This is a genomic window from Paenibacillus diazotrophicus (genome assembly GCF_042610465.1).
On the sequence record NZ_JBGJZN010000001.1, the window covers coordinates 258401 to 278098 of the forward strand.

The following is a 19698-nucleotide window of genomic DNA, read 5'->3' on the forward strand; positions in this document are numbered from 1 at the left end:
CGGCAATGGCCATTCAATGGTTTCCTGGTCATATGACGAAGGCTAGGCGGCAAATCGAGGATAAGCTGAAGCTGATTGATGTGTGTATAGAATTGCTCGATTCCCGTCTGCCGCTTTCCAGCCGCAATCCGATGATTGACGATATTTTGCGGGATAAGCCAAGATTGATTATTCTGAATAAGGCGGATTTGGCTGACCTAGAGGCTACACGGAAATGGCTGGCTTATTTTAGGGCAGAAGGCCATGTTGCGCACCCGGTGGATGCAGCTACAGGCACTGGCATCAAAGAGATTCCTGAACAGGTCAAGCTGCTGCTGAAAGAGAAGATCGACCGGCAGATTGCTAAAGGTATGAATCCGCGTCCGAGCCGGGCACTGATCGTCGGGATTCCCAATGTGGGTAAATCTACACTGATCAACCGGATGGCTGGCAAAAATATCGCGGCAACGGGTGACCGCCCGGGCGTTACCAAAGGACAGCAATGGATTAAGACGGGCGGAAATCTGGAATTGCTGGACACGCCCGGGATCCTTTGGCCTAAATTCGAGGATCAGGATGTAGGCTACCGACTGGCAATAACCGGTGCAATTAAAGAGGAAATCCTGAATATTGAGGATATTGCTTTTTATGCGGTGAAATATCTGGTGAGGGATTATGGGGAAAGCTTCAAGGAGCGTTTTGGGATCGAGAAGCTCCCGCAAGACTTGGAGAATCCAGATGAAATTGTTGCAGTTATGGAAGCTGTCGGGCGTAAGCGGGGCTGTCTGATCAGCGGTGGCCGGGTGGACCTGGAGAAGGCTTCGCGCTTACTGCTGCATGATCTGCGGGCTGGCAAGTTGGGACGTTTCACATTGGAAACGCCTTAAATACAAAATCATGTGGAATGGAAGAGCCATCCGAGCAATTGGGATGGTTTTTTGTTATGTATACATGAATGATCCTGAATTTGGAAGGGGTATTTTGAGCAAAAAGTGGGATGACCGCGGTGTATTCTTATGATAAGCTGGCTTGTACAGAGAATAGGGAAATAAGAATTGGTGGTGGATAAACGGTGAGTTCGATAGATATGTTAAGCTACGAAAAGGAATGCTGGGAGCAGGATTACCGGAATATAGCAGGGGTTGACGAGGTGGGTAGAGGCTGTCTGTTTGGGGATGTTGTAGCGGCTGCAGTTATCTTACCGGAAGGTCTTATTATAGAGGGCGTGGATGATTCCAAGAAGCTGTCAGCGAAAAAGCGGGAGATCTTGTTCGAGCAGATCATGGAGCATGCGCTGGCGGTAAGTGTAGGGCATGTGGACTCTATGATGATTGATGAGATCAATATCAAGCAGGCTTCCAGGCTGGCGATGAAAAAAGCGGTAGAAGGTCTGGTGCATCGGCCTGATTATATGCTGATAGATGCGGAAAAGGTGGATCTTCCCTTGCCTCAGCGTGCGATTATTAAAGGGGATGCTAACAGTCAGTCCATTGCCGCCGCATCTATAGTGGCCAAAGTTACACGTGACCGGCTCTGCGAAGGTCTCTGGGATGAATTATACCCGGACTATGGTATTAAAATACATAAAGGTTATGCGACAAAACTGCATAGAGAACAGATTCTGGCGCTGGGACCGACGCCTATGCACCGCCGCAGCTTTCTAGGGAGAATTCTTTCAGACGAACTGACGCTTTTTTAAGAATAGGGAGATGCAAATCTACAGGCTATCCTATTGAATGAATTAATGTGTATTTATATACAAGAGGAATTGCGATCACGGGCTTATCTTAAGCGAAACTTGGGTGAGATGCGTTTCTTATAAAACGTCTTGAAATACCGATATATATAGAAAGAAATAGACGAAAGGAGGGGAGCACGGCATGAACATCGGATCTCTGATTCGCGGATTGCTTGGAGACCAAAAACCAGGTGAACCCAAGGCGGTAGAGCTAAAGGAAGGCCAGGTTGTCCGGGGTGTGGTACTTAGCGTATCTGATTCTGGTAAAGAGGCGGTGGTGCAGATTCAAGGCACCCCAGTTCGTGCGGAACTGGAGACGCCGCTGCAACCCGGGCAAACGCTGAATTTGCAGGTTGCTCCTCCGGGAGAAGGCGGTTTGCCTGTATTAAAACCCGTCTCCTCCGGTGAGGCCGCTCTGGCTTCACCTCAAAGTATGGGGGAAGCACTGGAATCGCTTGGACTTACAGATTCCAAGGCAGGAAAGGAAATTATTCAGGCTATGGTATCTGGAGGCATCCCTCTGACCAAAGAAACGGCAGCGAAGCTGGATGCTGTTATGAGCGCCAAACCACCTAATGTTCCAGCATCGGAGTGGCTGGAGGCGGCCGTCATCTCGGTAAAACGTGGACTCCCTGTTACGGCAGAAAGTGTGAAAGGACTTCAGCAAGCCGTGTTCGGGCCTAAGCTTCATGAGCTGGTGGCTCAGCTTGAAACGGCGATCACCCAATGGGCGCAGCAGGAGTTCGAAGCGGCTGGTGGCAATACTGCTGCACCGAAAGTTTCCAGCCAGCCAACATCAGGTGTTGTTCCAGGAACGGCAACTCCACCTTCTGCAGGAATGCCTGTAAACGGAAGTGCTACCGCTCCTGTTATTCCTGTAGCAAGCCAAATAGCTGCTGTTAATGCAGATGGAACGGCCACGGCTACGGTATCAGCCAATTCAGCCGGATCAGCAACTGCTTTTGAAGTCGCTGATCAACCTGGAATGCCTTCTGGTAGCGTTGCTAGAGCTGGGCAGACTCCCGAAAACGCAGTTGCAGCGGTGGCAGCCAATATAGCTGCTGAGGCAGAACAACCGGCTGAGGTCTCAACAGGCCAAACAGCGCGGAATGATGTGCTGGGTGGTGAAGTAGTTGCTGATGAGGCAGGCGCCGCTCAAATGGCGAGCAATACTCTGAAGGCGAGTAATGCCCAATCCCTAGCTGCGGGAACTGGTGCAACTGCAGGTATTCTTCCTTCTGCGGAACAGGCAGAAGGGGCGGAAATCCGTTCCGTGGCACAGCCGGAACGGACAGCAGTACCTGCAGCAGCAGGTTCTGCTGCAAACACGGGTGCCGCTCTGCTCGCGAAGCTGCAGGGCGTGTTGACCGAGCTGCGCGGCACGCTGCCGCAGCTCGCTGCCCCTGCCCCTGCGTCCGCACAGCCGCCGCAGGGCACTATAGCCCCGCAAGTAGCGGCGGGGCAAGAGCAAGCCCCCGCGCCTGCCGGGCAGCGCGGGGAGAACCCGTCTGCTGCGGCGCAGCAGCAGACGGCCCCCGCAGCCACCCCCGACACGGAGTCGTGGGTGGGGCGGGTGCTGAAGCTGCTCGGTGCAGAGCACGAGCAGCAGGCCGTTCGCGGCGGCGGGCTGGCCGCCGCTGAGGTGCGTGCGGCGGCGGTGCCTGCGGCCGCAGCAGGGCGCACAGCAGCGCTGCCGCAGGCGGCGCTGGCAAGTGCAGCTGGCGGCGAGGATACAGCCGCCGCTACGCTGAAGGGCGTGCTGCTGCAGGTGCTGGGCAGCAGTGAAGTGCCGGCCGCGGTCAAGGACGCCGCAGGCCAGCTGGTGCAGCAGTTGACGGGTCAGCAACTGCTTCTGAATACAGACCGGACGGCCCCTTTTGCGCAAGTTACGATGTTCCTGCCGCTGCATGGTCCGGATGGGCAGGAAACGGCTTCCGTTCATATTCAGTCCAGACGGGGCCGCAAAGGCGAACTGGATGCATCCAACTGCCGTCTGTGGTTTGATCTGGATATGAAGCAGTTGGGACAGACTTTGGTAGATGTGCAGGTTGTGGACAGAATCGTAAGTTTGAAGCTGCATAACGATACGCCCTGGGTGTTAGAACTTCTGGAAGAACGCAAGGATGAGATTGGAGCGGCAGTGGAATCGATAGGCTATCAGCTGTCCAGTCTAAGAACAGAACCTCTTCCAGAGCGAAGTGCGGGGTCAGTGGCTATTGCGGGTGGCTCAGGCAAGCTGGCAGATTATGTGCCGGATTCCTACAAGGGAGTGGATTACCGTATATGAGTGAGCCCTCCAATGAAATTTCGAAAAACCGGAAAAAAGCCGTAGCCCTCAAATATTCGCCCGGACAGAGTGAAGCGCCTGTTGTTGTAGCTAAGGGACAAGGTGCGGTAGCAGATAAGATTCTGCAGTTGGCCAAGGATAGCGGGGTTGCTGTTCAAGAGGATGCTGCCCTGGTGGAAGTGCTCTCCAAACTTGACCTGGACCAGCAGATTCCTCCGCAGCTTTACCAGCTGGTTGCGGAAATTTTGAGTTTTGTCTATCAGAGTGACCGCTCAGCTGTTACACGGAGGCAGAAGTGAGTGGGGTTTCGCCTGGAAATCCTTATACCCGCAAGCAAAAAGGTGCTGATGGTGAGAGAGCCGCTCTCCAATATTTATCCTCCCAAGGTTACCGGATTATAGAACGTAATTGGCGCTGCCGCAGCGGGGAGCTGGATATCATTGCTGAATACGGTGAAGTGCTTGTTTTCATTGAAGTGCGAAGCCGCAGTGGAAGCCCGCTTCAGGGTACCCCTGAAGAATCTGTGGATGAACGGAAGATTCGTCAGGTGCGTGCCACCGCCCAGGTATACATACATATGAAAAGCGAGTATGAGCGCCGGGTTTCATTTGATGTCGTCACGGTAATGCTGAATGAAGATCGGAGTATTGCATCCCTTCATCATATACGGGATGCTTTTTGAAAATATTTATACATTTTGTTGACTTTTCAAACATACAGTCTTGACATACCCTCTGTAATATGGGTCATTTCTCCGAAGAAATGGGTAAACATTATTGTAACTTTTTAATGCAACCATGAGGAGGGCTGTCCGAGTGAGCGATCAACCGTTGGATATACAGGTGACTTTTACTTGCCAATACTGTAAAACCAAAATCGTAGTAGAGCTGGGCGGAGAGCCTGTTTCCGTTATTTGCTGCAGCGAGTGTAACAAGACCTTTACCGTTATGCGGCCAGCCATAGCGGAAGAGATATTGATTGATTGGGAGAATGAAGCGTTATTCCAAAAAATCCGGGCTGAAAAAACCCAGAGCAGCAACAGTAGTCTTTTATCGCTCGTAATTCGTGTAATAGAGCTGCTGACCTGGCGTGACAAAGGAAATGGACAGGTGGAAGCCATCAAAGAGATGCGGCACTGGCTTATAGAGCACGAGGAAGTGCCCCCTTTAGCAGAGTTAATAAAGCTGGATACGAATAGTCAGCGTTCTGCCAAACGGAGCTGGAACGAGTGACGAGTGCATCACCGCTAAAATGAAGCGGCCGTGTCTGATTACAGTAGGGGGAAAAGGAATGTCGAATACATTTTTCACCTCAGATCAGCATTTTGGTCATAAGCTGATTATTGATTTTGAGACCCGTCCCTTCAGCAGTGTGGAAGAAATGGACCAGGTTATGATTGCGAAGTGGAATTCTGTAATCGGGACAGAAGATACAGTCTTTCACTTGGGGGATTTTTCGTTCTTAAACTTGGACAAAACACGGGATATTGTATCGGCCCTGAATGGCTATAAAATCCTGATCCTAGGCAATCACGACCGGAGTAGGGGTAGGAACTGGTGGCTTGAGGCCGGGTTTAATGAAGTCAGTGAGTATCCTTTGGTATATAAAGATTTCTTTTTTCTTTCCCATGAACCTATGTACATGAACAAGCATATGCCTTATGTAAATGTGCACGGTCATATTCATGGCCAGAAGTATGAGGGGAAGAATTATTTTAATATTTGTGTAGAACACTGGGACTATACACCTCTGTCTTTTGCTCAAATCAGAGATCATGTTGTAGTGAATGAGGAAGGATAACGATTTTTTTCTTATATAGATGTATGCATATTTATGTATTATAAGAAAATATACCGTTTAATACTGGTTAACTGTTGATTATGCCAATAGATCCTGAGTATACTAAGGATAATTGAATAACTGGAAAATGAGGAAGCACCCTTTTCTTGAATACTATCCGTCCTTAGGGGCGTATTTCAAGAGACGAGGTGTTTTTTATGTATGGAAAGATGCACAGCGCATGCCTGTATGGCATAGAGGGTGTCATGATAGGGGTGGAAATTGATCTGGCTAACGGTTTGCCGCAGACGAGCATCATTGGGTTACCTGATTCAGCAATCCGGGAAGCTGTGGAGAGAGTGCGTGCCGCCGTCAAAAATTGTGGTTACCGTTATCCGCAACAGCGGGTGACCATAAATTTGGCGCCTGCTGACCTCCGCAAGGAAGGCTCCGCATTTGATTTGGCGATTGCTCTTGGTATTCTCATCACAAGTGGCCAATTGGATATGCCTGAAGCGGCACAACTATTATTAATTGGTGAACTGGCGCTGGATGGAAGTTTACGACCGGTTACCGGAGTACTGTCTATGGTCGAAGCGGCCCGCCGAAACGGTATGAAGGCTGTACTCGTCCCGGCAGGTAATGCTGCTGAAGCGGCATTAATCAGCGGGATGACTGTATATGCAGCGGAGCATTTACGGCAGCTGCCACTGCCAAATACAGAGGGGGAGCGTTTAGCTGTCATCCCGAATGGGAAACCAATGATGGCTAATTCGGAGCTGGTTACACCTGCTAAGGGCTACACAACTGCTATTCCCATAAAAACAGCTTCGGAGCTTTCATCCTTGTCTTCACCTGTTCCGGAACGGGGCGAGCTTCCTTTTCCTGTAACGGTCAGTACAGGCACGGTAGAAAGAGAACGGCCACCCGTTAAAGTTTATTCTCTGGATCACCTGAGGTACATTCCTGAAAATACTCATATTGATTCTGTAAACTCTGAAGTGAACATAATGCTGGAGGACTATAGTGATGTACTGGGGCAGAACCATGTAAAGCGTGCATTGGTGATAGCAGCTGCCGGAATGCATAACATAGTACTGATGGGACCGCCGGGTACAGGCAAAACCATGCTGATTAAACGGCTGCCAGGCATACTTCCGGAATTGGACGACAATGAATCGCTGGAGGTGACCAAAATCTTCAGTTCTGCTGGCAAGTTGAAGGATACCGGCAGTGGTTTGCTGCGTTGCCGTCCGTTTCGCTCACCGCATCATACGATATCAGCGGCGGGATTAATCGGCGGAGGAGGAATACCCAAGCCGGGAGAGGTGAGCCTTGCTCATCGGGGGGTGCTTTTTTTGGACGAGCTACCGGAGTTCTCACGCAATGTGCTTGAGGTACTTCGCCAGCCGCTTGAGGATGGAGTGGTGACGATCAGCCGCGCACGGGCGGTGTTTACATTTCCGGCACAATTTTTACTTGCCTGTTCAATGAATCCGTGCAGCTGTGGATATTTGGGGAACGGTGGGATACATCAGCGTTGTACCTGCAGCCCGGCTAAGATTGCCCAATACCGCGGCAAAATTTCCGGTCCGCTGCTGGACCGGATTGACATGCAGGTGGATGTCCCACGTCAGAGTGACTGGAATGGGGAGGGGTCCTCGATATCTTCGGCGGAGATGCGTTCCGAAGTTCTTAAGGTACAAGCTATTCAGGCAGAACGCTATAGAAATCTGCCGATCTCCTGGAACAGCGAGCTGTCGGGGGCTGCTCTGCGCCGGTATGCAAGGCTTCATAAGGACGGTAGGCAATTATTGAATGATATTCTGGAAAGTCTCGGCTTAAGCATGCGGGCGCATGACCGGATTATTAAGCTGGCCCGTACCATTGCTGACCTTGAAGGGTCAGCAGATATCAACACTGCCCATCTTGCTGAAGCTGTACAGTACCGTAATTTGGATAGGCAAATTGTAGTGGATGAGTAATTCTCCGAAGAATAAAGTGTTTCATTGTTAGATTATTAAATCAAACAAGCCGCCTGGTCTCCCAGGCAGCTTGTGTTATGTTAACGAGATGTGCAGTAAGTTCTTAGAGCACATTCATCTCGACTACAATATTACCGCGGGTTGCACGGGAGTAAGGACAAGCACCATGAGCCGCTTCTACCAGCTGTGCTGCGGTTTCTTTGTCAACACCCTTGACCAGGACGTCGAGCTTAACGGCGATGCCGAATCCGCCATCCTCAACTTTACCGAAGCTTACGGTCGCTGTAACTTCGCTGCCTTCAATTTTCACTTTTCCCATACGGGCGACCATGTTCAGTGCGCTGTCGAAACAAGCGGAATAACCTGCTGCAAACAACTGCTCTGGATTGGTACCTTCGCCTCCGGCGCCGCCCATTTCCCGTGGAGTGCTAATGGTAAGATTCAGTTTTGGACTCTCAGACTCAATATAACCGTTTCTTCCACCTACTGCTTTTACTGTAGTTTCGTACATTTTCTGTTGGATAGTCATCATTATTAATCTCTCCCGTTCATTCATTAATGTATTGTACACAACTTAATTTAACACAATAAAAATAATAGTCAATATATTTTTTGCTATTAACATGATATTTACATGAAATTGTGATAAACTATTGCCATAAAGGCAGGTGAAGAAGATATGCATGAGACAACCACAACCCCCGAGCTGCTGCTTGAGAATCAATTATGTTTTACCATTTATGCCTGTTCCCGTGAATTCACGAAGCTGTACCAGCCTCATCTTGATAAGATTGGATTAACGTATTCCCAGTATCTTGTAATGCTAGTCCTGTGGGAACGGCACCAATGTACAGTTAAAGAGCTGGGCGAAGCGCTTTTTCTGGATTCGGGCACATTAACCCCGCTGTTGAAGCGGCTGCAGGCGGCCGGCCTGATTCTTCGCGAACGGTCACTTCAGGATGAACGGAAGGTGCTGATCTCACTAACTGAGCAGGGTAAGGCTCTGCGCAGTGAAGCGTCGTGCATCCCAGGTAAAATGGCGGAAGGAACGATGCTGTCAGCAGATGAATTTGTGGGTCTGCTGGGTCAGTTCAAGGACCTGCTCGCCCGTGTGCACGAAGCCAATACCAATGCAATGAAATAGTTCTTTGAGTGAAGTCAATGCGATCGTTCGCATTCCGGCATGAAATTGAGCGAAAATGTATGTATAAATCATGAAAGTTTTTAAGGAAAGCGTTTTTAAAACATGTTACAATATTCTGGGTTTCATATTATGGCTCTGGGCGGGAATGGTTCCTCTAAATATTCGCCCCGGCAGCCATAGACAGAAACCTGTGCCGAATTCATAATATTCCGGCACGGGTATTCTGTATGTACCGGGATAATTACTTTCTACCGGTCTGGACCCGGCTTTGGACAATCAAAACGGAAAGCGGAATGGCAGCAGGCTGCCTGCTAAGCCACCGCAATACTTTAGGAGGCTTCCGGTATGAATATCCACGAGTATCAGGGAAAAGAAGTACTTAAGAAGTACGGCGTCGCCGTACCGAACGGAAAAGTAGCTTATACAGTGGAGGAAGCGGTGGAAGCCGCAGCATCACTGGGTACCCCGGTGGTGGTGGTAAAAGCACAGATTCATGCTGGCGGACGCGGCAAAGCGGGCGGTGTGAAGGTTGCGAAAACTAGCGAAGAGGTTCGCGCTTATGCCCAGGAGATTCTCGGGAAGACGCTGATTACCCATCAGACTGGACCGGAAGGCAAGGTTGTGAAAAGGCTGCTGATTGAAGAAGGCTGCCAGATAGTAAAAGAGTACTATATTGGACTAGTAGTGGACCGTGGCTCCGGCCGTGTGGTGATGATGGCTTCGGAGGAAGGCGGAACGGAGATTGAAGAGGTTGCGGCTACGCATCCTGAGAAGATTTTCAAAGAGATTATTGACCCAGCTGTAGGGTTGCAGACCTTCCAGGCCCGGAAATTAGCGTACAGTATAGCGATTCCGACAGAACTGGTTAATAAAGCGGTCAAGTTCATGCAAGCGCTATATTTGGCTTTTGTGGATAAGGATTGTTCCATTGCTGAGATTAATCCGCTCGTGGTTACCGGGGATGGAAACGTTATGGCACTTGATGCCAAGCTGAATTTCGATTCCAATGCCCTATTCCGTCATAAGGATATTCTGGAGCTGCGCGATCTCGATGAAGAGGATTCAAAGGAGATTGAAGCGTCCAAATTCGATTTGAGCTACATTGCACTGGATGGCAACATCGGATGTATGGTGAACGGTGCCGGCCTGGCTATGGCTACCATGGATATTATCAAATACTACGGCGGCGAACCGGCCAACTTCCTGGATGTAGGGGGCGGTGCCACAACTGAAAAGGTTACCGAAGCATTCAAAATCATTTTGTCAGACGACAAAGTCAGTGGAATATTCGTCAATATTTTCGGCGGGATCATGCGTTGTGATGTCATTGCCAGCGGAGTAGTGGAAGCGGCCAGACAGCTGGGATTGACCAAGCCGCTTGTTGTCCGTCTGGAAGGCACCAATGTAGCTCTGGGTAAGGAGATCCTCGCCGGATCGGGCCTGAACATAGTAGCTGCGGATTCTATGGCGGATGGAGCCCGTAAAATAGTAGCTCTTGTGTAAAGACAATTCTAATTAGGGATGTGACTATAGCATGAGCATTCTTGTAGATAAAAATACGAAAGTCATCACGCAAGGGATCACAGGCTCGACCGGCTTGTTCCATACCAAGGGAGCCCTGGACTATGGTACTCAGATGGTAGGAGGGGTTACTCCCGGCAAAGGCGGGACCACTGTCAATATTACGTTAGAGAATGGCAGTGAGGTCAGTCTGCCTGTATTCGATACTGTGGTTGCCGCCAAGGCAGCTACGGGAGCGACAGCTAGTGTGATTTATGTGCCGCCGGCTTTTGCAGCAGACTCGATCATGGAGGCCGTGGATGCCGGTCTTGAACTGGTCATTTGTATCACTGAAGGAATCCCGGTGCTGGATATGGTTAAAGTATCACGCTATATGGAAGGACGCCCTACCGTGCTGATCGGGCCGAATTGTCCGGGAGTAATTACTCCTGGTGAGTGTAAAATAGGCATTATGCCCGGATACATTCATATGCCTGGTTATGTGGGGGTTGTATCCCGTAGCGGAACGCTCACCTATGAAGCGGTGCACCAGTTGACGGAGCGCGGAATCGGACAGTCCTCAGCAGTAGGTATTGGCGGAGACCCTGTAAAGGGCTCGGAGTTCATCGATATTTTGAAGCTGTTTAATGAGGATCCTGGAACCAAGGCTGTCATTATGATCGGTGAGATAGGTGGTACAGCGGAGGAAGAAGCAGCGGAATGGATCAAAGAGAATATGACCAAGCCGGTTGTCGGCTTTATTGGTGGAGTAACCGCGCCTCCGGGTAAACGGATGGGACACGCGGGAGCCATTATATCCGGCGGAAAAGGAACAGCCAGTGAGAAGATTGCTGTGCTGGAGTCCTGCGGTATCAAAGTTGCGCCAACACCAGCAGAAATGGGCTCTACTCTTGTGAGCGTCCTGGAAGAACGCGGCATTTTGAACGCTTTTACGACTCACTGATATTTCACAATACATTTGCGGCCAAATTAGGTATAATCAGTTTATAAGGTAAGCAACCTTTTGTTCTCTTTCATGGGGATAAAAGGTTGCTTTTTTTGCGTTCGGTCTGTCGCATACCAGGGAATCGGGGGCTATCGGCCCTATTTCTCCCGGTGAATGGCGGCCAATACAGGAAGGCTACGCCTTCCGGAAAAAGGAGAGAACTACATATGGAAGCACGTGAGCTGCTGATTGGATTAAATGAAGTAGAGGGGATTGGCTGGAAAACCATCGATAGAATTCACCGGGCGGGACTTTTGACGGAAAATGCATTTTTATGTAATTTTGAGGAATGGGTACGAGCAGGGATTCATGTGAAAATCGCTCAGAAGCTCGTTGCTGATTTTAATAAAGACTGGATCTATACGCGTTGCAATTTAATGAAGGAAAAGGGAGTAGCTGTGGCTACTTTGCTTGATGAAGATTATCCTGAAAGACTAAAAGAAACGCCGCAACCTCCTTGGGTATTGTATTATAGAGGCAATCTGGAGCTGGCTTCCCGTCCTTCAATTGCAATGGTTGGAACCCGTGTTCCTACGGCCTATGGGCGTAAGGTGGGTGAACTGCTGGCTCAGGAGCTTAGTGCTGCAGGCTTAACGGTGGTAAGCGGACTTGCCAGAGGGATTGACAGTGTCTGTCATGAAGCTGCACTGGGGAGTAAAAGCAGTACCATTGCTGTAGTTGCTACAGGACTCGACAGGATTTACCCTCCAGAGAATAGGGAACTTGAACGGCAGATTTCGCGTGAAGGTCTTGTACTCAGTGAGTATCCGATAGGAACCCCAAGTCATCCGGGGCTTTTCCCCCAGCGCAATCGAATTATTGCGGGTCTAGCACTGGGAACGCTGGTAGTGGAAGCGGATATCCGGAGTGGTTCATTGATCACAGCCGACGCTGCCCTTGAAGCAGGGAGAGATGTCTTTGCTGTACCGGGACCGGTCACTTCACCCAAAAGCCGGGGAGCACTCGACCTGATTAAACAAGGAGCGAAACTCGTTACAGGAGCTTCTGATATTATTGAAGAATACCTGTCCTATCTGCCCTCAAAGACTTTAGAAGGAACAGAAAATGACTCTATGCTGCCGATGGGGGAACACAGGCTTGGGGAAAAGAAATTGACAAGTGAGGAGTCTCACCTATACCATATACTGCATCAGGGCCCTTTTACACTGGATGAGCTGCTGCACAGAACGGGATGGGATTTTGGACATTTGCATTCAGTTCTGTTATCTTTAATCATAAAAAAAGCGGTATCACAATTACCAGGGGCAATTTATAAGGTGATTTAATATAGAAGGATCAGAGATAAGCTATGTTTCCTATACAAGTGATGATCGAAACAGATTCATGGAACGTATGCTTACCATACTAAGTGTGCGCTTCCGAAGCCGGTTTTGTTCCATACAGATTCAAGGAAACGTATACTTACAATACTTTTAGGGGGAACAACCTATGGCGGAAGCATTGGTTATTGTCGAGTCGCCGGCAAAAGCGAAGACCATTGGCAAATATTTAGGAAGTAAATATATCGTAAAGGCTTCAATGGGCCATATCCGGGATTTGCCGAAAAGTCAGATCGGTGTAGAAGTAGAAAATGATTTTAGTCCCAAGTATATTACGATTCGCGGTAAAGGTTCGATCCTGAAAGAACTCAAGGACGCCAGCAAAAAAGTGAAAAAAGTCTATCTGGCGGCTGACCCGGACCGCGAAGGTGAAGCTATTGCCTGGCATCTGGCACATGCACTAGACCTGGATAACACACAGGAATGCCGGGTAGTTTTTAATGAGATTACGAAGCAAGCGGTAAAAGATGCTTTCAAGACACCCCGGAAAATCAATATGGATCTGGTCAATGCTCAGCAGGCACGGCGTATTCTGGATCGACTGGTCGGCTACAAAATCAGCCCTCTATTATGGAAGAAAGTCAAAAAGGGATTGTCCGCAGGCCGTGTGCAATCTGTTGCCGTAAAAATCATTATGGACCGCGAGAATGAAATTTCGGCTTTTGTACCGACAGAATATTGGAGTATTACTGCGAAGCTGGGTATTCGGGATTCACTCTTTGAAGCCAAGTTCCACAAACTGAACGGCGAAAAGAAAGAACTTGGCCAGGAAAGTGATGTTCAGGAAGTACTGGAAGCAATAAAAAATGCTGCCTTCAAGGTAAGTGAGGTAAAAGAAAAAGAAAGACAGCGTCATCCTTCCGCACCCTTCACAACAAGCTCCTTGCAACAGGAAGCTGCACGTAAGCTGGGCTTCCGTGCAGCCAAAACCATGTCTGTGGCACAGCAGCTTTATGAAGGAGTTGAGCTGGGCAAAGAAGGAACAGTCGGTTTGATCACATATATGCGTACTGACTCCACTCGTCTATCAGTTACCGCACAGGACGAAGCCAAAGAATTAATCCTTTCCAAATATGGTGAGAAATTTGTCCCTGAAGCACCTCGTCAGTATTCCAAGAAAGCCGCCGGGGCACAGGAAGCACATGAAGCGATCCGCCCTACCTCCGCACTTCGTGAACCTGATATGGTAAAAGAATACATGAGCCGTGACCAGTTCCGGCTGTATAAATTGATATGGGAGCGGTTTGTATCCAGTCAGATGTCTTCTGCAGTACTGGATACGCTATCGGTAGATATCACTGCAGGCACTGCTGTGTTCAGAGCCGTCGGTTCTAAAGTGTCTTTTGCGGGATTTATGAAGGTATATGTTGAAGGTAATGATGATGGTACCACGGATGAGGAAAAGTATTTACCTCCGCTCAAAGCGGGTGATGATCTGGTTAAGCATGAGATTGAGCCGAAGCAGCATTTCACTCAGCCGCCTCCTCGCTATACTGAAGCCCGTCTGGTCAAAACGTTGGAAGAACTAGGTATAGGACGTCCAAGTACTTATGCTCCTACATTGGAGACTATCCAGAAACGCGGTTATGTGGCGATTGAAGAGAAGAAATTCATGCCGACAGAGCTTGGAGAATTAATCATCGAGCAGATGGAACAGTTTTTCCCGGAGATTCTGGATGTAGAGTTCACGGCGCATATGGAAGGTGACCTTGACCATGTGGAAGAAGGCGCGGAGGATTGGGTTAAAGTATTAGCCGAATTCTACACGTCCTTTGAGAAGCGACTGACATTTGCTGAAGAAGAAATGAAGGAAATAGAAATAGAAGATGAAGTATCGGATGAGCTGTGTGAGAAGTGCGGCAAGGCGATGGTGTATAAGCTCGGACGGTTCGGTAAATTCCTGGCTTGCTCCGGTTTCCCGGACTGCCGGAATACCAAACCAATTGTCAAGGATATTGGGGTAAGTTGTCCAAAATGCCATGAAGGCAAGGTTGTTGAGCGCCGAAGTAAAAAGGGTCGTGTCTTCTATGGCTGCGATCATTACCCTGGTTGTGATTTTGTATCGTGGGATAGACCATCCACTAAGCCATGTCCTGACTGCGGTTCCTGGATGATTGAGAAGCGTAACAAGCAGGGAACGAAGTTACAGTGCACCTCTTGCGATCATACCGAGGCTGTACTTGAGGGCGAAGAACTGGCAGAATAAATGTCTTTACAGGAGGAAAGGGAATTGACAGATATAGCTAAGGTAACAGTTATAGGGGCAGGACTTGCAGGAAGTGAGGCTGCCTGGCAGATAGCTTCGCGGGGAGTACCTGTCAGATTGTATGAAATGAGACCGGTTGTAAAGACTCCTGCACATCATACCGATCAATTTGCGGAGCTGGTATGCAGCAATTCACTACGTGCCAATGGACTTGGCAATGCGGTGGGAGTGCTTAAGGAAGAAATGCGGCGTCTGGATTCACTGGTACTGGGAGCGGCTGACCGTCATGCGGTTCCTGCAGGCGGTGCGCTTGCTGTTGACCGTGACGGATTCTCCGGTGAGATTACTGCCATGCTGCACAATCATCCCCTTGTAGAAGTCATAAATGAAGAACTTACGCATATACCGGAGGAAGGGATTGTTGTGATTGCGACGGGCCCGCTAACTTCCCCGGCATTATCAGCCGAGATCAAAGGCCTGCTTGGCGAAGAGTATTTTTACTTCTATGATGCCGCTGCTCCGATCGTAGAGAAAGACACCATCGATATGAGTAAGGTATACCTGGCCTCCAGATATGATAAAGGTGAGGCAGCCTACCTTAACTGTCCGATGACAGAAGAGGAGTTTGACCGTTTTTATGATGCGCTAATCTCAGCAGAGACTGCAGCGATCAAAGATTTTGAGAAAGAGATTTATTTTGAAGGCTGCATGCCGATTGAGATCATGATGAAACGTGGCAAGCAGACCGCCTTATTCGGACCTATGAAGCCTGTGGGACTCTTGAATCCTCATACAGGTAAACTGCCTTATGCGGTTGTACAGTTGCGACAGGATAACGCTGCCGGAACGCTCTATAATCTGGTTGGCTTCCAGACACACTTGAAATGGGGCGAACAGAAGCGGGTATTCTCACTGATTCCAGGCCTGGAGAATGCCGAGTATGTCCGCTATGGTGTAATGCACCGCAATACATTTATTAATTCACCGAAGCTTTTGCATCCGACCTATCAAATGAAAGGCAGAGAGAGACTGTTCTTTGCCGGTCAAATGACGGGGGTAGAAGGTTATGTGGAGTCCGCAGCATCGGGCTTAATAGCTGGTCTGAATGCAGCTAGAGCTGCTCTAGGTGAAGAAGGATTAATCTTCCCTCAGGAGACGGTACTGGGCAGTATGCCTGCTTACATCACGTCTGCTGATCCGGAACATTTCCAGCCGATGAATGCCAACTTTGGTCTATTACCTAAGCTGGAGCAGAGAATCCGCAGCAAAAAAGAAAAAAATGAGTTTCTCGCTCATCGTGCCTTGGACAGTCTCGCTGCTTACGCTGATCAAACGGGTCTTCCTTATAAAAAGCCGGAGATTGCAGATCAGGCTTCGCAATAGATTGATATGAAAGTAGCGCTCACAAAACTTAGATTGTGCTATCGAAGCAAGTTTTGTGTGTAGGTGATTCTAGGCAGTGTCGCTTACAAAACTTTTTAGGAGGTTGCTTAAATTATGTTACCTAGCTTTCATGCAACTACAATTTGTGCAGTGAGACATAATGGCCATGCAGCAATTGCCGGAGATGGACAGGTTACATTTGGCGAAAGTGTGATTATGAAGACAACGGCCAGAAAGGTACGTCGTTTATATAGAGGGCAGGTAATCGCCGGTTTTGCGGGATCGGTGGCTGACGCAATTACATTATTCGAGAAGTTTGAGGGTAAGCTGGAAGAGCATCATGGTAACTTGCAGCGGGCGGCAGTGGAACTGGCCAAGGATTGGCGCCAGGACCGCATATTGCGGAAACTGGAAGCTCTCATGATTGTGATGGATAAAGAGGGCATGTTGCTTATATCCGGTAATGGTGAAATTATAGAACCGGATGATGATGTGCTTGCTATTGGTTCAGGTGGTAATTTCGCGCTTGCTTCAGGACGTGCCTTGAAGCGGCACGCTTCACAGCTAAGCGCTTCGGAAATAGCCAAAGAAGCACTGACCATTGCTTCCGAGATATGTGTGTATACCAATTCTAATATTATTGTCGAAGAACTGTAGGCACGGTGCCACAGAAAAGGGAGGAAGTCACAATGGTGAATCAATCGCTTACACCCCGGCAAATCGTAGCAGAACTTGATAAGTATATTGTTGGACAGAAGCAAGCTAAGAAGTCGGTGGCAGTTGCGCTCCGTAACCGGTATCGCCGTTCACTGCTGTCTGAAGAACTGAGGGATGAGGTTGTCCCGAAGAATATTCTTATGATCGGACCTACAGGTGTCGGCAAGACCGAGATTGCACGGCGTCTGGCCAAACTGGTTAATGCCCCATTTATCAAAGTTGAGGCCACCAAGTTTACAGAGGTTGGTTATGTAGGACGTGACGTAGAGTCAATGGTCCGTGATTTAGTTGAGACCTCAATTCGTATGGTAAAGCTGGAACGGACTGAAAAGGTCAAGGATCGTGCTGAAGAAATGGCCAATGACCGGATTGTGTCCATTCTTGTGCCAGGCGGATCAAAAAACAAATCGCAACGGAATCCGTTTGAGATGATTTTTGGCGGGAATAGCGGTGGGAGCGAGGATACCAAAGAGGAAGCAGATGATGGAAGTCTTAGTGAACGCCGCCGCGGTATCAAGTTCAAATTGCTGGCAGGGCAGCTAGAGGATGACATCATTGAGGTGGATGTAGAGGATACGACACCTAATATGCTCGACATGTTCGCTGGACAGGGAAATGACCAGATGGGGATGAACATGCAGGAAATGTTCGGTAGTCTTTTGCCTAAACGGACCAAGAAACGCAAACTGTCGATCCGCGAAGCCCGGAAAGTTCTGATCCAGGATGAAGCTGCGAAGCTGATTGATATGGATGATGTCATTCAGGAATCGGTAGCTCGTGCCGAGCAGTCCGGAATTATTTTTATCGACGAGATCGACAAAGTCGCCAGTCAGGGCAAAGGCTCTGGCCCCGATGTGTCCAGGGAAGGTGTACAGCGCGATATATTGCCAATCGTTGAAGGATCTACGGTAATGACCAAATATGGTCCAGTAAAAACAGACTATGTCCTCTTTATGGCCGCTGGAGCTTTTCATGTAGCCAAACCTTCGGATCTTATTCCTGAACTGCAAGGCCGGTTTCCGATCCGGGTAGAACTGAGCAGCCTGACTCTTGAGGATTTTGTCTCTATTCTGACCGAACCGGAGAACGCCCTCACGAAGCAATATGTCAATCTGCTGCAAACGGAAAATATCGAAGTTCAGTTCCAAAAAGAAGCGATTTATGAAATTGCAAAGATTGCTGCATCGGTTAACCAAAATATGGAAAACATAGGTGCGCGTAGATTGCATACTATTTTAGAGAAACTGCTGGAAGACCTATCTTTTGAAGCTCCCGAGCTTACTCTGGATACCATGGTCATTACTCCGGAGTACGTTCGCGAGAAATTGTCAGGAATCGCACAGGATCGGGACTTGAGTCAATATATCCTTTAGGACCCTTTAATTCGGAACGATTCAAATTTAGGTATTTGGAATTAGATGTTTGCAAAAAAGTCGTTTATAAGACGAATTTAGTGTAATTATATGTAAAATAGAGATAGATATTGGTGTTTAAAAGTAAAATAATAGAAAAAATATGCTTTAAGCCCTCTCTTTTCAGAAAAGATAGGGCTTATTTCTTATTGTAATAATATACAAATTCTAAGAGAATCAATGTATGTGGAATTGACATTATTTTTGTCCATCGACAACTTTCGACCTATATTCGGCAGTAGTGGAAGAAAATTAGGTTTTTATGTCGAATCAGGCAGGAATTCGTAAGAGGTTTGTGGAATTCTATTCATTACAAAGCTTTGGAAGGGGGATTTCCATTGGGTTTATTGAACAGTGTCAGTTTTCAAAGATTGCAGGGAGGCCTAGATGCCGCCACCAAACGACAAAGTGTTCTGGCTAATAATGTAGCCAACGTTGACACTCCAAATTTCAAACGCTCTGATGTGAACTTTGAGAGCTTTTTACAGCAACAGGAGAGTGGACTGAAGTCAACACTAAATGCGAAGGTGACAGATTCCCGGCACTTCCAATTCGGAACAGGTACTTTAGTACCAACAGCAGTAGTTAGTACGGATGAAACAACTTCAATGAACAATAACGACAATAATGTGGATATGGATCGTGAGCAGGCACTAAGTGCTGAGAACCAGCTCAGATACAATGCATATGTAGAGCAGTTGAACAGCCAAATAACCATGATGCGCACAGCGGTTGAAGGGAGATAATGAGAAATGAACTTTGGTAGCAGCTTTGGAATCAGTGCATCAGCGTTAACCGCCCAGCGGCTGAGAATGGATGTGGTTTCCTCTAACATTGCCAATGCTGAGACAACGAGAGCCTCTGTAGTCGATGGTAAAGCTGTACCATATCGGCGAAAGATGGTTGTACTGGAAGCAGCTCAGAATGACAGCTTCTCCAATATTCTGCAGTCAAAGATGAGCAGTGGTGGGAGCCAAGGGGTTAAAGTACAATCAATCATCGAAGATTCATCACCGCTGAAGCCTGTCTATAACCCAAGTCATCCGGATGCGGATGCTAATGGATATGTATACATGCCAAATGTGGATATCACCAAAGAAATGGTGGATATGCTATCAGCATCTCGATCTTATGAAGCTAATGTCACGATGCTCAATGCATCCAAATCAATGGTAAGCAAGGCGCTCGAAATCGGGCGGTAAAATATAATCATACCGGGAGG

The 19698-nt window shown here is 48.4% G+C and carries 19 protein-coding genes; 18 read left to right on the top strand and 1 reads right to left on the bottom strand.

Annotation, left to right across the window (positions count from 1 at the left end):
• The first annotated feature begins 5 nt into the window (after positions 1-5).
• The 8 genes from ylqF to ACAN54_RS01150 all read left to right on the top strand — a co-directional run bounded on the left by ylqF (position 6) and on the right by ACAN54_RS01150 (position 7768).
• On the top strand, positions 6-866 hold the full coding sequence (gene ylqF / locus ACAN54_RS01115) for a ribosome biogenesis GTPase YlqF (protein ID WP_379151259.1): 861 nt from the start codon (positions 6-8) through the stop codon (positions 864-866).
• 200 nt (positions 867-1066) lie between these two features.
• On the top strand, positions 1067-1678 hold the full coding sequence (gene rnhB / locus ACAN54_RS01120) for a ribonuclease HII (protein WP_379154083.1): 612 nt from the start codon (positions 1067-1069) through the stop codon (positions 1676-1678).
• Positions 1679-1859: 181 nt separating this feature from the next.
• Positions 1860-4004, top strand: coding sequence for a DNA ligase (locus tag ACAN54_RS01125; RefSeq protein ID WP_379151262.1), 2145 nt, complete (start codon positions 1860-1862; stop codon positions 4002-4004).
• Complete coding sequence (locus ACAN54_RS01130; protein WP_379151265.1) at positions 4001-4303, top strand: EscU/YscU/HrcU family type III secretion system export apparatus switch protein; 303 nt, start codon at positions 4001-4003, stop codon at positions 4301-4303. Before ACAN54_RS01125 ends, ACAN54_RS01130 begins: the two co-directional genes overlap by 4 nt.
• Entirely contained in the window at positions 4300-4686 is a 387-nt protein-coding gene (locus ACAN54_RS01135) for a YraN family protein (protein ID WP_379151268.1), read from the top strand. Before ACAN54_RS01130 ends, ACAN54_RS01135 begins: the two co-directional genes overlap by 4 nt.
• 133 nt (positions 4687-4819) lie before the next feature.
• Positions 4820-5236 carry a hypothetical protein gene (locus tag ACAN54_RS01140; RefSeq protein WP_379151271.1) on the top strand — a complete coding sequence of 139 codons (417 nt, stop codon included), beginning with the start codon at positions 4820-4822 and terminating at the stop codon, positions 5234-5236.
• A gap of 58 nt (positions 5237-5294) precedes the next feature.
• Entirely contained in the window at positions 5295-5804 is a 510-nt protein-coding gene (locus ACAN54_RS01145) for a phosphoesterase (protein WP_379151274.1), read from the top strand.
• A 197-nt stretch (positions 5805-6001) separates the two neighbouring features.
• On the top strand, positions 6002-7768 hold the full coding sequence (locus ACAN54_RS01150; RefSeq protein WP_379151277.1) for a YifB family Mg chelatase-like AAA ATPase: 1767 nt from the start codon (positions 6002-6004) through the stop codon (positions 7766-7768).
• A 103-nt stretch (positions 7769-7871) separates the two neighbouring features.
• On the opposite strand, the gene ACAN54_RS01155 is transcribed toward ACAN54_RS01150, so the two are convergent.
• On the bottom strand, positions 7872-8300 hold the full coding sequence (locus tag ACAN54_RS01155; protein WP_379151280.1) for an organic hydroperoxide resistance protein: 429 nt from the start codon (positions 8298-8300) through the stop codon (positions 7872-7874).
• A 147-nt stretch (positions 8301-8447) separates the two neighbouring features.
• On the opposite strand from ACAN54_RS01155, the gene ACAN54_RS01160 reads away from it, so the two are divergent.
• From ACAN54_RS01160 to flgC, 10 genes are all read left to right on the top strand, one after another.
• Positions 8448-8912: a MarR family winged helix-turn-helix transcriptional regulator gene (locus ACAN54_RS01160; protein ID WP_379151284.1), complete on the top strand. Its 465-nt coding sequence runs from the start codon at positions 8448-8450 to the stop codon at positions 8910-8912.
• A 345-nt stretch (positions 8913-9257) separates the two neighbouring features.
• On the top strand, positions 9258-10415 hold the full coding sequence (gene sucC, locus ACAN54_RS01165; protein ID WP_379151287.1) for an ADP-forming succinate--CoA ligase subunit beta: 1158 nt from the start codon (positions 9258-9260) through the stop codon (positions 10413-10415).
• A gap of 31 nt (positions 10416-10446) precedes the next feature.
• A complete protein-coding gene (gene sucD / locus ACAN54_RS01170; RefSeq protein ID WP_379151290.1) occupies positions 10447-11376 on the top strand; it encodes a succinate--CoA ligase subunit alpha in 930 nt (309 codons plus the stop codon).
• Between the two features lie 209 nt (positions 11377-11585).
• The gene (gene dprA / locus ACAN54_RS01175) at positions 11586-12704 is read left to right on the top strand and encodes a DNA-processing protein DprA (protein ID WP_379151294.1); all 1119 of its coding nucleotides are present in this window, start codon (positions 11586-11588) and stop codon (positions 12702-12704) included.
• A gap of 163 nt (positions 12705-12867) precedes the next feature.
• A complete protein-coding gene (gene topA / locus ACAN54_RS01180; RefSeq protein WP_379151298.1) occupies positions 12868-14964 on the top strand; it encodes a type I DNA topoisomerase in 2097 nt (698 codons plus the stop codon).
• A 24-nt stretch (positions 14965-14988) separates the two neighbouring features.
• On the top strand, positions 14989-16347 hold the full coding sequence (gene trmFO / locus ACAN54_RS01185) for an FADH(2)-oxidizing methylenetetrahydrofolate--tRNA-(uracil(54)-C(5))-methyltransferase TrmFO (protein WP_379151301.1): 1359 nt from the start codon (positions 14989-14991) through the stop codon (positions 16345-16347).
• 114 nt (positions 16348-16461) lie between these two features.
• Positions 16462-17004 carry an ATP-dependent protease subunit HslV gene (hslV, locus tag ACAN54_RS01190; protein WP_379151304.1) on the top strand — a complete coding sequence of 181 codons (543 nt, stop codon included), beginning with the start codon at positions 16462-16464 and terminating at the stop codon, positions 17002-17004.
• Between the two features lie 32 nt (positions 17005-17036).
• Positions 17037-18437: an ATP-dependent protease ATPase subunit HslU gene (hslU, locus tag ACAN54_RS01195; RefSeq protein WP_379151306.1), complete on the top strand. Its 1401-nt coding sequence runs from the start codon at positions 17037-17039 to the stop codon at positions 18435-18437.
• A gap of 377 nt (positions 18438-18814) precedes the next feature.
• Positions 18815-19222 carry a flagellar basal body rod protein FlgB gene (gene flgB / locus ACAN54_RS01200; protein ID WP_379151309.1) on the top strand — a complete coding sequence of 136 codons (408 nt, stop codon included), beginning with the start codon at positions 18815-18817 and terminating at the stop codon, positions 19220-19222.
• A gap of 6 nt (positions 19223-19228) precedes the next feature.
• Positions 19229-19678 carry a flagellar basal body rod protein FlgC gene (flgC, locus tag ACAN54_RS01205; RefSeq protein WP_379151312.1) on the top strand — a complete coding sequence of 150 codons (450 nt, stop codon included), beginning with the start codon at positions 19229-19231 and terminating at the stop codon, positions 19676-19678.
• Positions 19679-19698: the final 20 nt, after the last annotated feature.